Source organism: Mucilaginibacter sp. PAMB04168, from assembly GCF_039634365.2.
Lineage (GTDB): Bacteria > Bacteroidota > Bacteroidia > Sphingobacteriales > Sphingobacteriaceae > Mucilaginibacter.
In genome coordinates, this window is sequence record NZ_CP155079.2 from 1,264,761 (window position 1) to 1,279,029 (window position 14,269).

At 44.0% G+C, this 14,269-nt stretch carries 15 protein-coding genes; 8 read left to right on the forward strand and 7 right to left on the reverse strand.

Features of this window, described 5'->3' with window-relative positions:
- Positions 1-23 precede the first annotated feature (23 nt).
- The 3 genes from ABDD94_RS05445 to ABDD94_RS05455 all read left to right on the forward strand — a co-directional run bounded on the left by ABDD94_RS05445 (position 24) and on the right by ABDD94_RS05455 (position 2,075).
- Entirely contained in the window at positions 24-473 is a 450-nt protein-coding gene (locus tag ABDD94_RS05445; protein WP_345948539.1) for a MarR family transcriptional regulator, read from the forward strand.
- 64 nt (positions 474-537) lie between these two features.
- Positions 538-1,116, forward strand: coding sequence for an FKBP-type peptidyl-prolyl cis-trans isomerase (locus ABDD94_RS05450; protein ID WP_345954994.1), 579 nt, complete (start codon positions 538-540; stop codon positions 1,114-1,116).
- Positions 1,117-1,124: 8 nt separating this feature from the next.
- Positions 1,125-2,075, forward strand: coding sequence for an FKBP-type peptidyl-prolyl cis-trans isomerase (locus ABDD94_RS05455; RefSeq protein WP_345954995.1), 951 nt, complete (start codon positions 1,125-1,127; stop codon positions 2,073-2,075).
- On the opposite strand, the gene ABDD94_RS05460 is transcribed toward ABDD94_RS05455, so the two are convergent.
- The 7 genes from ABDD94_RS05460 to ABDD94_RS05490 all read right to left on the reverse strand — a co-directional run bounded on the left by ABDD94_RS05460 (position 2,072) and on the right by ABDD94_RS05490 (position 8,919).
- Positions 2,072-3,382, reverse strand: a complete 1,311-nt coding sequence (locus tag ABDD94_RS05460) for a deoxyribodipyrimidine photo-lyase (RefSeq protein ID WP_345954996.1) — start codon at positions 3,380-3,382, stop codon at positions 2,072-2,074. The two genes, ABDD94_RS05455 and ABDD94_RS05460, sit on opposite strands and share 4 nt — an antisense overlap.
- On the reverse strand, positions 3,375-4,280 hold the full coding sequence (locus ABDD94_RS05465; protein ID WP_345954997.1) for a TIGR01777 family oxidoreductase: 906 nt from the start codon (positions 4,278-4,280) through the stop codon (positions 3,375-3,377). Before ABDD94_RS05465 ends, ABDD94_RS05460 begins: the two co-directional genes overlap by 8 nt.
- Before the next feature lie 22 nt (positions 4,281-4,302).
- A complete protein-coding gene (locus ABDD94_RS05470) occupies positions 4,303-5,196 on the reverse strand; it encodes an NAD(P)H-binding protein (protein WP_345954998.1) in 894 nt (297 codons plus the stop codon).
- A 167-nt stretch (positions 5,197-5,363) separates the two neighbouring features.
- Positions 5,364-6,689, reverse strand: coding sequence for an AarF/UbiB family protein (locus tag ABDD94_RS05475; protein ID WP_345954999.1), 1,326 nt, complete (start codon positions 6,687-6,689; stop codon positions 5,364-5,366).
- A gap of 4 nt (positions 6,690-6,693) precedes the next feature.
- A complete protein-coding gene (locus tag ABDD94_RS05480; protein WP_345955000.1) occupies positions 6,694-7,374 on the reverse strand; it encodes an HAD family phosphatase in 681 nt (226 codons plus the stop codon).
- 94 nt (positions 7,375-7,468) lie between these two features.
- Entirely contained in the window at positions 7,469-8,122 is a 654-nt protein-coding gene (locus ABDD94_RS05485) for a TetR family transcriptional regulator C-terminal domain-containing protein (RefSeq protein WP_345955001.1), read from the reverse strand.
- Between the two features lie 86 nt (positions 8,123-8,208).
- Entirely contained in the window at positions 8,209-8,919 is a 711-nt protein-coding gene (locus ABDD94_RS05490; RefSeq protein WP_345955002.1) for an SDR family oxidoreductase, read from the reverse strand.
- Positions 8,920-8,983: 64 nt separating this feature from the next.
- Between ABDD94_RS05490 and ABDD94_RS05495 the strand changes: the two genes are divergently transcribed.
- The 5 genes from ABDD94_RS05495 (at position 8,984) to ABDD94_RS05515 (ending at position 13,943) form a co-directional block, all read left to right on the forward strand.
- The gene (locus ABDD94_RS05495) at positions 8,984-9,130 is read left to right on the forward strand and encodes a DUF2256 domain-containing protein (RefSeq protein ID WP_345955003.1); all 147 of its coding nucleotides are present in this window, start codon (positions 8,984-8,986) and stop codon (positions 9,128-9,130) included.
- Between the two features lie 38 nt (positions 9,131-9,168).
- Positions 9,169-10,440, forward strand: coding sequence for a DASH family cryptochrome (locus tag ABDD94_RS05500; RefSeq protein WP_345955004.1), 1,272 nt, complete (start codon positions 9,169-9,171; stop codon positions 10,438-10,440).
- 96 nt (positions 10,441-10,536) lie between these two features.
- Positions 10,537-12,072 (forward strand): cryptochrome/photolyase family protein, encoded by a 1,536-nt coding sequence (locus tag ABDD94_RS05505; protein WP_345955005.1) that lies wholly within the window; start codon positions 10,537-10,539, stop codon positions 12,070-12,072.
- A 295-nt stretch (positions 12,073-12,367) separates the two neighbouring features.
- Positions 12,368-13,735: a S8 family serine peptidase gene (locus ABDD94_RS05510; protein ID WP_345955006.1), complete on the forward strand. Its 1,368-nt coding sequence runs from the start codon at positions 12,368-12,370 to the stop codon at positions 13,733-13,735.
- 4 nt (positions 13,736-13,739) lie between these two features.
- On the forward strand, positions 13,740-13,943 hold the full coding sequence (locus tag ABDD94_RS05515; protein WP_345955007.1) for a hypothetical protein: 204 nt from the start codon (positions 13,740-13,742) through the stop codon (positions 13,941-13,943).
- Positions 13,944-14,269 lie beyond the last annotated feature (326 nt).

Sequence of the window (14,269 nt, forward strand, 5' to 3'; positions counted from 1 at the left end):
AATTTTAACTACCTTTGGTAAGCATGCCTAGTAATGTGAAACATCAGCACGAAACCATTGATTACCTGTTAAAGATTGTATGGCAAAATATGGCCAACCGCTACAATCAGCTCGTGGCCGATTTTGGCATAACCCAATCCATTGGTTATGTGCTCATTAATATCGATGAAAAAGAAGGTACCACCGTATCGCAGGTGGCGGCGCTGCTAGGTTTAAAGTCAACCAGTTTATCGCGTATGCTTACCCAGCTCGAAAAAATGGATCTTATTTACCGGCAATCTAACGAGGGCGACAAGCGCTCCGTTAAAATATATTTAACAGCGTTGGGTAAAGAAAAGCGCCAGATGGCCCGCACCATTGTAAAACAGTTTAATGCTTATTTAAATGAGCATATCAGCGAAAAGGAGAAGCTGCAGCTTACTAAAGCGCTAAAAAAAATAAATCAGCTTACGTTAGATTATAACCCCGAATAATACGTTAGTGTGGTAATCAATCTTCATGTTTCATTTTCACGTCGCTTTACGTATTGCTTTTTAAATGTTAAAAATTGTTAACCTGCCTTATTTATTCTTTAAAAAGGTAAATTTGCCGATTACTAACAAGGTGATGAACAGGTTACTATGGTTTTGTTGTTGTGTATTGCTTTTTACGGCCTGTAAAAAGCAAGATGACCCTGCCGTAATAAACCCCGACCAGGCTGCTACCGACGATCAAATTATTCAGAAGTATATAACCGACAATGGTATAACCGGCGCAAAGCGGGTAGAAAACGTACTGGGCAGGCCCGATACTATAGGCGTTTGGTATGTGATAGAGAAACAAGGGCCGGTTAATACCCTGTATAGTTTAGCCAGTAATATAACAGTAGGCTTTACAGGCCGTGAGTTAACATCGGGGCGGCAATTTGCCACTACCGGTGATGTACACCCGGCTTACCGATTGGGCGAAGTAATAAGAGGCTGGCAGGTTGGCTTACCCAAGGTTTACAAGGGTGGCATAATCAGGTTGCTGGTGTCATCGCGCTATGCATACGGGCCTTACCGGCAACCGCTGTTAGGACTGGATGCTAATGCGGTACTGGATTTTAGGATAGAAGTATTTGATGTAACGAACTAATAATTTAAATGAAACAATCTTATTTAGCACTTTTTTTATTGTTAACCACCGGGCTGTTCTCTTGTCGCAAAGAGGGTAATGATGTTGACATCAAAACTTACGATGAGCAACAGATACAAGCTTACATAAAGGCTAACAATTTAACCAATATGCAGCGCGATAAATCGGGAGGTGTTGATACCACCGGTACTTATTACCAAATATTAGGTCAGGGCAAAGGTACTCCGCTTGAATATTCAGACCGTATATTTTATTTATGTACGCTGAAATCATTAGACGGCAGGTTTGCATTAACCGATACCATCTTAGGTTCTACCATACAAGGTATTTACAGCAGGGCTTACAGCCCGGTTGGTTATATAGTACCTGAAGGGTTGCGGCTTGCGGTTAAAAATTTAGTTAAATACAAAGGCACCCGTGCACGCCTTTTAATACCCTCTCGTTTAGCTTACGGGCGCAGCGGGTTAGGTACCGGCAGCGGCCGTTTACCCGGTAACGAAAGTTTGGATGTTTATATAAACGTTGTGAACAACCAGGATGAGTATGATGATTACGTAATATCGAATTACTTAAAAACAAATAACTTAACTGGTTATACACGGATTAACACTGGCGAATACACCGGATTGTACTATAAGGTAACCCGGCAAGGCACAGGTACTGATGTTATATCTAACTCATCTACAGTAACTGTTCAGTATACAGGTAGACTCCTGAACGGCCCTTATTTAAGTCAATATATCTTTGAAGATGGTAATACGGAAGCAGGCATTCCGCTTTTATTGGGAGGAACAATTAAAGGGTGGCAAGGTGGATTACCATTTGCAAAAGCTGGTGGACAATTGTCTCTATTTATTCCGTCAAAATTAGGTTACGGAGCTACCGGCTCATCTAATGGAGCCATATCTCCTTATTCTATTCTGCATTTTGAGATGAATATTTTATCGGTAGCTAATTAAACTTTAGCTACTGCAGCCCGGTAAGTTTTAAGCGCACGCTCTTTACCGTCGGGGTTATCAATAATGGGTTTTGGATATTGGCTGGTGCCATATTCCGGAACCCATTTTTTTATGTATTCAAATTGGGGGTCAAACTTTTTAACCTGTGCCTCCGGATTAAAAATCCTGAAGTAAGGCATTACATCAGTACCCGAACCGGCTACCCACTGCCAGCTACCAATATTGGTGGAGGCTTCGTAATCCAGTAACTTGCGGCCGAAGTAATGTTCGCCCCAGCGCCAGTCTATCAGTAAATGTTTCACCATAAAGCTGGCGGCTACCATACGCACGCGGTTGTGCATAAAACCGGTAGCATTCAGCTCCCGCATGCCTGCATCAACCAGTGGATAACCGGTTTTTCCCTGGCACCAAAGTTCAAATTCTTCTTCATTGTTACGCCATTGTATACGGTCAAAAGCGGGCCGGTAAGCGTGCTGTGCAGTGTCAGGGAAATGATCCAGCGCCATCATGTAAAACTCGCGCCATATCAGTTCGCTCAACCAGGTTTGTTCGCGCGTAAAAGCAGCACGTACAGCATCTCTTATGCTTATGGTACCAAAACGCAAATGTATGCCTATGTGTGAAGTGCCCTTTTTGGCCGGAAAATCGCGGTTGCGGGCATAATCATCAATAATATGTTCATACTCCGTTGCGGGAAACTCTATAGCGCTTTCCACAAAACCCATGTCATTTAAGGTAATTGCCTGTAATGGTGCCGCGGAATACAGGTTGTTAAAATATTTTTCGGTTGGGTATGACTTTAAATAGAAATCATTCAGTGTCCGGAGCCAACGTTTTTTGTAGGGTGTAAAAACGGTATATGGTTTTTGATCGTCCTTTACCACCTCGTCACGCTCAAAAATTATTTGGTCTTTAAACGTTTTGAAGCTGATACTACGGCTTTGTAACAGTTCGCCAATATTGCTGTCGCGTTGTTTGGCATAGGGTTCATAATCGCGGTTTGTGTAAACCCCGGTTACGTTGTACTCATTCAAAATTTCTTCAAATGCTTCTTGCGGCCGGGCGTATTTAATAAGTAGGCTGCTACCTTGCTGCTCCAGTTCCTTTTTTAATTCAATTACCGCATTGTAGATAAAGGTAACGCGTGCATCGTCCCGGTCCTCCAGCTTATCCAGAATGTCGCGGTCAAAAACAAAAAGGCACAGTACGGGGTTGGCGCTTTTTAATGCATAATATAACCCGGCATTGTCGTGTAAGCGTAAGTCGCGCCGGAACCAGAATAAGGTAACGGGGTTTTGATCAGGCATAAATATCTCTTAGCGCGTTATCTATGTTATTGTACTTAAATTGATAACCGGCATCCTGTACTTTTTGGGCCGAAACGCGGGTGCTTCCTAAAACTACAATACTCATTTCCCCAAAAATAAGCTTTAGCACAGCTGCAGGTACATTGGGTAACCATAGCGGCTTGTTAAATTCTTTGGCTACGGCCTCCGTAAGTTGCTGGTTGGTAACCGGGTTAGGGGCAACCATGTTATAGGTATCGGGGGTTAAGCTGCCTTCAATAGCTTGCAGGTATATGTCTACTGCATCCTGTATATGTATCCACGGAATGTATTGCTTTCCGCTGCCTAGCGGCGCACCCAAGGCATGCCGTACTGGTTTAGCCAGTTGCGGTAAAGCCCCGCCCTTGGTTGTGAGTACCACACCAGTTCTGAATTTGGTAATGGTAAGGCCAAGCTCTAGGCCCTCATCAACAGCTTTTTCCCACTCAATACAGCAGGTACTTAAAAAATCATGCAGGGGTACGCTATTCTCAGTTAACCATTCGTTGCCACGGTTGCTGTAGTAGCCGGTAGCCGAGGCCGAAATAATGTGCCTTACCTGATGATTAGTGTTTTGCTTTAACAAGCCGTAAATAAGCTGAATAGATTGGGTGCGGCTTTCTATAAGCTGTTTTTTGCGATCTGCCGTCCAGCGTTTATCGGCTATGCCTGCACCGGCTAAGTGTATTACGGTATCGACGCCGTTTATGCAGCTGGGGTCTATCTGGCCTTTGGCAACGTCCCATAAGTAAGTTTTAACATTTGGGTTTTTACCAGGGCTACGGCTCAGGTGACTTACCTGATAACCTTTAGCCAGCAATGCTTCTGTTAATGGGTTACCGATAAGGCCGGTACCACCGGTTATTAAAACGTGTTGCATGGGCTGAGTATTGATGATATATCTACGAACTTACTTGTATGCTGGTTTGCAAGGCATCCCTCAAAGTAAGTAAACGCAATGGGATAATGCTTTTAATGGCATCATCGCGCGAAACCAGGTCAAACTTTAAATTCTCCACCAGTGTTTTAGCGTGCGAGTAGCTGATGGGTGTTAAGTAATTGAGCCAGTAAGAAGATAATGCTGACGATACCTGCGGCACAGTCACAATTTTAACTTTACGCTGCCGGCAAATTTCGCCGTGCATAAGCAGCATATCTTTAAACGTCAGAATATCCGGCCCGCTGATGTGAAATTCGCTGTTGAAGGTATCCTCGTTAAGAAGACTACCCACCAGATAATCTATTACATTATCGGTTGCAATGGGCTGTTCTTGTGCACGCGCCCAGTTGGCAGCAATAATAATAGGCGATTTTTTTGTAAGCCCTTCCATCAGTTCCAACGCTATACTGCCTGTGCCTACAATCATGGTAGACTTTAATATAGTTATGGCAGCATCACTGGTGCGCAGAATATCTTCCACATGCTGGCGCGATAAACCCGCCTGGCCCAAATGGTCGTCAATTTCACTTAATGAAATGATTTGTTTGCAGGCGGTTTGGTCAACGGCCTGTATAAAGTTTTCGGCCGATAGCGCCTCCAAACCAGCAAAACCTGATGTTTGGGGCAGGGCATTTACCAGGTAATATGCTGCGTCAACATTGGTAGGCAGTGGTTCCATGCTGCGGCTACGCAGCAAATCGCCCTTTACCAGGGTTACCTGGTCGGCATACGGGCTTTGTTTCTGAAAAAGTTTCGGATCGCGTACCTGGCACACAATCTCATGGCCTTGCTGCAACAAGGCTGGTATCAACCTTGCTCCAATATAACCATTGGCACCTGTAAGCAGTATCTTCATACAATAAAAAGCAACAACGTAAACGGCCCGGAGTTTTAAAATTATGGTTTACGTAGTTAAATTGGTCTTTGTTTGAGCCGGCTTAAGTAAATTCGAAGCACAATTCATAAGCCGTTACAGCAATATTTTTTTGCTGTAACGCCTTATGATTATAGCGCAAAAAATGCTTAATGAGCTAACACTACGTGCGGCTTGAAAGTATCCGTCTTAACCTGTGCATTTAATTCGTGCAGAATATTGTACAGGCCAAAGTTAGTGCGGTTAACGTATATGAAGTGCTTTACACCGCGCGCCTGCTTAAATTCGGGCATTTTAGATATTTGCTCGCCAAAACCATACAACTCATCAAAGAACGCCGTTTGGCCAAAGTCAAAAGAGCTGCTCATATAAGGTTTGGCAAACAAGCTAATCATTTTGTGATACATGCCGTAATAGAACTCAATTTGCTGGGCGCTATCATTAGGCAAAATCATTTCCAGTTTACGGAAAGCTTTGATGGTTTCTTCCTTATTATCGAGCAAATTGGTTGAGGTAAGCGAAAAGAAAGGGTAATAAAAGTCCTCCGGCATTTCTTTGATGCACCCAAAATCGATTGTGCCCAACTTGCCCTCTGGTGTAATCAGAAAGTTGCCGGGATGAGGGTCGGCGTGTACGGCACGCAATTCATGCTGCTGAAAGTTATAAAAATCCCATAAGGCTTGGCCAATTTGGTTGCGCAGTTCTTGTGATGGGTTTGTTTGTAAAAACTCCTTCAGGTGCTGGCCGTCAATCCAGCTCATGGTGATAATGCGCTTGCTCGAAAGCTCAGGGTAATAAGTAGGAAAAACAGTGTTATTTAAACCAGAGCACGCATTGGAGAACTCAATAGACCTGCGAACCTCCAGCTCATAGTCAGTTTCTTCGAGCAAACGTTCCTCAACCTCACGCATGTAAACATCCAGCTCCTTTTCGCTCATACCCAGCAGCCGGAAAGCAAAAGGCTTAACAAGTTTAAGGTCTGATGAAATGGAATCGCCCACACCTGGGTATTGTATTTTTACGGCTAACTTTCTTCCGTTTAACTCCGCACGATGTACCTGGCCAATGGAGGCGGCATTTGCAGAACGCAGATTAAACCGGTCATAGATTTGCTCAGGCGACTTGCCAAAATACTTGCGAAAAGTTTGCACGATAAGCGGACCCGAAAGGGGAGGAGCGTTGTACTGTGATTGCGAAAACTTATCTACATATGCTTTGGGCAGGATGTTTTTATCCATGCTCAGCATTTGCGCCACCTTAAGTGCACTGCCTTTTAACTCACTCAGCGATTCGTAAATATCTGCTGCGTTATCCTCATTCAGTTCCGTACGATCTAAATTCGGGTTAAACAGCTTTTTAGAGTAGTGCTTTATATAGTTGCCACCTACCTTAAATCCGGTCTTTACAAATTTTGCCGACCGCTCTACTTTACTGGTAGGTATGCTGTTTTGTTCTTTCGCTTTCTCGTAGCTCATATATTTAGTTTCTATCAAACAGTGCCGCCACTTGGCGTTCTGTAAGTCCGGTATAATCGTTTATTACCAGGTCAACCGGTTGTAACTCGTCGGCCTGGTGCGTTGTGGTTATACCTACCACTTTCATGCCTGCTGCGTTGCCCGCTTTAACACCCGATAGCGAGTCTTCAAATACAACGCAGTTTTCGGGCTTAAAACCTAAACCTTCGGCGGCTTTTAAAAATATCTGTGGATGCGGCTTAGGTTCGCTTACATGTGGCCCGTCAATTATCACATCAAAAAAGTGCCGTACCGGCAACAGGCTCATTACAAAATCAATATTATTAGTAGCTGCCGATGTAGCCAGTGCTATTTTAACACCAGCATTTTTTAATTCTGTTAAAAAGCGCTCCAATCCGTTGATTGGCGCAAGGTAAGGGGCGTATGCTTCCCGGTAAAGCCGGCTTTTCTCATCAAAAAGCTTCTGCATATCGTCCTCGTTAAACTCACTAAAAAACTCGCGCATAATGGCAATACCAGGTCGGCCGCTCAATTTTTCGTTATAAAGCTTATCGGTAACCGGTGGGCGGTTATATTTTTCAAAAAGATCTTTCCAGGCTTTAAAGTGGTACGTATTGTTGTCTATTAACGTGCCGTCCATATCAAAAATAGCAGCGTATGGTGTCACTCTGATTTCGGATTTCAAATATTAAATTTGGATTTGTTATCGTTTCACTGAAAATTAGTGGCTTAATAAATTAAAAGATAAAGACAGCCGAACCTTACGAAGCCCGATCCATTCAGAACCCCATCTTTTCTTTAAACCCGCCGTTTTTAGCTAAAAATTTACCATAATCGAGCAGGTTATCAATAGGTGAGCGCTGGAAAAGGTCGAATGTTACGTTAACGCCTTTTTCAATCGCCTCATCGGTTTTTTCAAAGGCTGCAGAGTTGTCGCCAACCCAAAACTTTAACACAAAGCCAAACTGTATCCACAAGGCATCCTTGTAACGGCTCGAGAAAAATTTACGATCAGTTAGTTCGCCGGTTTCCAGGCCATCACGTAAAATTTCGTCTGCAAAACTTTCAAAAATGGTTTTCAAATTATCCAGTACACGGGGTGCGGCCAGGCCACGGGCGTGCTTGCGGTAGCTGTATATAGCAAAGCTTCGGCTGCTCTTCAATAACTCGAAAAAGCTGTAAAAAAACGACAGCGCCTTTTCACGTGATGAATACTGTGCCCAAATATCCTGCGATTTAACTTCGGTAACCGTTTTACGGGCAAACTCAGCCCATACATTTTGCTCAACAGCTTCAAATGAGCCAAAAAAGCGGTAAAACTCTTCTTCGGTCATGTCATTATTTTTGGCGAACAAATACACAGATTTAGGTTCATGCCCCTCGGTAAGTACGTAATCTATGTATGCGGCCTGTATGCTTTCGGTAGTTGCCATGTTATCTTGTTTTGGTAATAATCTAATGTACGCTTTATTCGGTAAGCTTGTGTCAGTATTGCGCAACAACTTGCTTGTTGCGGGCATTACTTCAGTGCAGACATGCCACCATCTACAGATATGATTTGCCCCGTCATCCAGCTGCTTTCATCAGAAAGCAGAAAACGCGCGGCCGATGCCAGGTCATCCGGCTTACCAATGCGGCCCAGCGGGTGCCGTTTGTTAGAGGCTTCTTTCTTTTCGTCGGTGTTGAGCAGGCTGCCAGCCAACGGTGTATCGGTAAGCGAGGGTGCAATGGCATTAACCCGTATATGCTGTGCAGATAGTTCGGCCGCTAAGGATATAGTTAAACCATTAACCGCTCCTTTTGCCGAAGCAATACTGGTGTGAAAACTTAACCCAACCTTAGCCGCAACCGTGCTGAACAAAACAACCGAACTTTGGCCCGCACTGCGTAAAGCTTTTAACGATTGCTGAATAACGCTAACCGCACCCAATACGTTAATGCGATAATCGTTGAGAAAGTCATCGGCGGTTAGGCGGTTAAAGGGTTTTAAATTAATACTGCCGGCTGCATAAACCAATCCGTGCAACTGTGCGGGCAGCTGGCTTTCCAGGCTGGTAACATCGCCAAGTACATCCATGCCAATGTGTTGAACACCTTCCGGCCACTGCGGCGACGAACTACGCGACAGATTGATTACATTTGCACCATCATGCAACAGTTGCTTAACCAAAGCTAAGCCTATACCCGAGCTTCCGCCCACTACTAATATGTTCTTGCCGTTAAAGCTCATCTGGCTATCGTTTTAATTGTTGAAGATGCTGTAACATACGTATTGCTAGTTTGTTCAGTTTGATATGACTGCGCTTAAAAAGCCTGCTAAAGCTAACCTGCCACAAAAAAAATGTGCTGTCTGCAACCTGCCTTTTACCTGGCGAAAGAAGTGGGAAAAGTGTTGGGATGATGTCAAATATTGTAGTGACAGGTGCAGAAAAAATAAATAATTAGCATTTTTGTATGTTAATTTAGACTGATTTTAAAAATGAGTGAAAGAATAATACTGGTTTGGTTTAGAAACGATTTACGGGTACAAGACAATGAAATATTGTTGGAAGCCACCCGTAAAGCCGATAAAATACTACCGGTATATTGTTTTGATCCTCATTATTTTCCGGCAGATGGTGTTCATAAAACGGGCAATTTCCGTGCGCGGTTTTTACTTGAAAGTGTGGCTGATCTGCGTAATAATCTTCGCAGCCTGGGCGGGGAGTTATTGATTGCTAACGGGAATCCGGCCGAGGTAATTCCGCAATTGGCTGAGCAGTATCAGGTAAATGAAGTATATCATCACCGTGAGGTAGCTTTTGAAGAAACTAACATCTCGGAGGAAGTAGAAGCGGCTTTATGGAAAATGAAGCTCAATCTTAAGCACTTTATTGGCCATACGCTATACCATAAAGAGGATTTACCTTTCCCTATTAAAGACATCCCCGATAGCTTTAATACCTTTAAAAAGAAAGTAGAGCGCGACAGTAATGTGCGCCCGTCGCTGGCTACGCCTGAGGTTATCCAAACACCGCCTATTGCCAATGCCGGCGAGTTACCTACCCTGGAACAATTGGGCTTAAACGAGCCGGTTGATGATGCACGCGGGTACCGTTTCACCGGTGGCGAAACCATAGGTTGGCAACAGTTAACCGGGTTTTTTACATCGGGCAATCACGCTCCGGCTAAAGGTGGCCGTTCTACAGCCTCATCAAAACTTTCGCCGTGGCTGGCGTTAGGCTGTATTTCGCCCCGGCAGGTGTATTGGGAAATTGTAAAGCATGAACAGAACACGCACAATCATCCGCTTATGCTGGAGCTTTTGTGGCGTGATTATTTCAGGTTCATGTTTAAAAAATACAGTCGCAAGTTTTTTGACGCCGAAGGTTTTAAAAGTGAAGCGCCCGAACTGGCCGCTAACCAGGAAGAGCTTTTTGAGCAATGGAAAGCTGGCGCAACTGGCGTGCCTTTCATAGATGCCAGTATGCATGAGTTAAGCGCAACCGGCTTTATTAGTAACATAAGCAGGCAGGCGGTTTCTTATCATTTGGTAAAAACGCTTAAGGTGAACTGGACCTGGGGGGCAAAATGGTTTGAAGAAAACCTCATTGATTACTCGCCTGCGAGTAATTGGGGTAACTGGGCTTACATTGCCGGTGTAGGCAATGATCCGCGCGAAAACCGCTACTTTAACCCCAAAAGTCCGGCCGAACTTGATCCAAAAGGAGAGTATGCTAAAATATGGCTTGCCGAACAAAAGGTTGCTTAATTTGAATCTGACAGGTAACTTGCTTTCTTAACAATTTCTACAACTTGATGCACTAAGTGCTTTAAAACTACAATGTGCTGTGGCTGTTATTTACGCATGGCCAAAATCCTCCGTTTAATTCTTGGCGATCAGCTACACAGTAATCATAGCTGGTACAGGCAGGTTAACCCTAACGTAACCTACGTTATGCTCGAAGTGATGCAGGAGCAGGCCTATGTAATGCACCACGTGCAAAAGATACTTGCGTTTTTTGCAGCCATGCGCAACTTTGCACACCAGCTTGCCAAGAAAGGCCACCAGGTTATTTATGTAAAGCTCGATGATGATTATAATCTGCAGGATTTCGAAAATAACATAACGCGTATAATACAAAAAGAGCAAATTACCCGCTTTGAATACCAATTACCAGATGAGTACCGGCTGGATGAGCAGCTTAAGCAAATTTGCACGCGCCTCAGTATCGAAACGGACAGTGCCGATACCGAACACTTTTTGACCGAGCGCCTGGATGTACAAAACTTTTTTGGCGGTAAAAAGCGTTACCTCATGGAAGCCTTTTACAGGCACATGCGCGAAAAATTGCACATTTTGATGAATGGCGACGAACCTTTAGGCGACCGCTGGAATTTTGACGCCGATAACCGTAAAAAGTACGATGGCAAAGTTCCGCTTGAGCCACCGTTGTTATACAACCATGATGTAAGCAGTCTTAAGGGTATGATTGACCAGATGAAGGTGCGATATTTTGGCGAGGTAGACGCCGCGCATTTGGTTTGGCCGCTTTCGCGGCAAGAGGCCTTCAAATCGCTCGATTACTTTTGTGAGCACCTGTTGCCGCATTTTGGAACCTATGAGGATGCGATGTTGCAGGAGCATATCAGCTTGTTTCATTCGCGCATGTCGTTTGCGCAAAATGTTAAATTAATATCACCGGTAGAGATCGTGACCCAGGTGCTGCAGCATTACCAGCACAATAAAGATGTGATTAGTTTGGCGCAGGTTGAAGGTTACATTAGGCAGGTGATTGGCTGGCGCGAGTTTATGCGGGGTATATATTGGGCTCATATGCCTGGGTATGATGAAAAGAACTTTTTTAACCATCAAACCGAAATTCCGCACTGGTTTTGGGATGGCAAAACCAAAATGAACTGCCTGAATAAATGCATCGGCCAATCGCTTAATGAGGCATGGGCACACCACATACAGCGTTTAATGGTTATTGGTAATTTTTGCCTGCTGGCCGGTATTGATCCTGATGATGTAGACGCCTGGTACCTGGGCATTTATATTGATGCCATACAATGGGTAGAGATTACTAACACCCGGGGCATGAGCCAGTTTGCCGATGGCGGCATCATAGGGTCAAAGCCCTATGTGGCATCTGCAGCCTACATTAACAAAATGAGCGACTACTGCAAGCATTGCCATTACGATTATAAAAAGAAAACAGGAGATAAGGCTTGCCCATACAATAGCCTGTATTGGAACTTTTTTGACCGCAATGCGGAAAAGTTGCAAAACAATCCTCGCATAGGTATGGCTTATGTTACTCTCAAAAAAATGAAGCCTGATGAGAAAGAAAAGATTATGCAGCAGGCCGAAACCTATCTGGATGATTTAAACAATCTATAATTTCAAAGCGCATCCTTCATCACTGTTGTTACAATACACTTAGCGTTGTAAATACCTTATTAAACCCTATAAGCAGCTGCTTATGCCCCGGTGAGTAAGGGCTATTACTGTGCATTCTACGCCTTTTTGTGTAAAAAATTTTACGCTGACTTTGTTTTAAAAATGACGAGTGGTAGCTATATGATATGCAGAATATAGCCGATAGCTTTATGATTAATTGGAGAGGGATGAAGTGAGGTATCTGCCGCATAAATTAATCTAAAATCAATTATAAATTTTATTAAATCAATTAGTTATGAAGAATGGAATGGAGACAAATGGTGTTCATGAAGAAGTGGAATACACCGGCAGATACCTCATTTTGTTACCCGATAAAAACTCGGAAAATCACGTAAAAAGTTTGAACGAAGCCTCTGGTTTAAACCTGCTCAGTTCAACAGAATTTGAGAACGAAATTTTTACCGAGGAAGACCTGGCCGGCTCGGATGGTATTGTGCTGGATAAACTGGGTATTGCCATTGTAAACTCAGTGCCCGATCAACTGATGGGCATTAGCGCATTGGGTACAGATGAAAATCCGGTAATTGTGGAGCCAGAACGTGTGGTGTATGCGTTTGGCAATAACTTAAATCAAAATTATTTAAAAGGTTATGTTGATGCCGTAAATAATATGGCTTCGGAGCTTTTACTGGAAGAAGAAACCGAAAGCGACGGAGAAAGTACAGTAGAATCGGTTGGCAGCACCTGGGGGTTGCAGGCAACAAATGTTATACCTACCATTCTTTTAAGAAAGTATTCGGGCCAGGGCATTAAAGTAGCCGTGTTGGATACCGGATTTGAATTTAATCACCCCGATTTTGCCGGTCGAAACATTATTCAACAAAGTTTTGTCTCCGGCCAAACCAGTGCCGATGGGCATGGACATGGCACCCATTGCATTGGTACGTCCTGTGGCCCGTTAAACGTAGTAAATTCTCCGCAACCCCGGTATGGTATAGCCTATAATGCGTCTATCTGCGTAGGCAAAGTTTTAAGTAATGCTGGCAGTGGCGCCGACGGTGGTATTTTAGCGGGTATTAACTGGGCCGTTTCACAAGGTTGTGCGGTAATTAGCATGTCGCTTGGCGCACCTACCAATGCCAGTGCTTATTCGGCTATTTTTGAAACAGCCGCCGCCCGTGCGCTTAGTTTAGGTAGTTTAATCGTTGCCGCCGCCGGTAATGATTCTAACCGTGCAGGCGGGGCAATTAAGCCGGTTAGCCACCCCGCCAATTGTCCTTCCATTATGGCTGTTGGTGCCTTAGACAGCAACATGAAAGTAGCTAATTTTTCCAACGGCGGTATATTTACCCCTCAGGGTTCGGTAGATATTTCGGGGCCGGGTGTTGGGGTGTTTTCATCCACTAAACTGCCAACCAAATATGCTACCATGAACGGAACCAGTATGGCAACGCCGCATGTTGCTGGTATTGCTGCGCTTTGGGCAGAATCTGCAGGCGTAAGAGGTGCCGCATTATGGAACAAACTAATACAAACTGCAAAAAGGCTGAATTTGCCTGCCCGTGATGTAGGCGCCGGGTTGGTTCAGGCTCCTTCAAAATCGATATTAGTGCCAACACCGATATTTACACCTAAATTGCCACACAACTTAGAAGAAGCATAGCCATATGAAAACTTACCTGGTAAGTACAGACCCGGACATGTTCAATGCGGTTGTTTCAGCATTGAAGCAGCAGGGTATAGCTATCACCAAACAAATGGATGTAATTGCCATCTTGTCGGTTTCTTGCCGGCCAGATCAGAAAGCAATTGTAGAGCAGATACCTGGCGTAATGGCAGTAGAGGAGGAAGGAACATCCTTCGCGCTGTAATTAGTGTCAAAGCTTAGGCGCATGTTAAAAAGCTATTTATTAGCCATTACAAAAATTATATGCAAAAGGGGTTGCCGGCAAACCGGTAATCCCTTTTTCTATAAATAAAAGAGGGCTTCAATAGTAGCCCATTTAGGTAGCTCCTTAATTTGCCATAAAATATGTTAGGGTAGTAGCAGATACCGGCCTTTGGTTAAGGCTGCAGGCGTATAAGCGGATGACCAGGCTTACCGAGAAACGCCCAATGAGGCTTAATTACTTGTCTGCTTAACACTAAACTTGAAAAATCATGTCTGCAAATGCCATAATATACAAAAAACAAAACC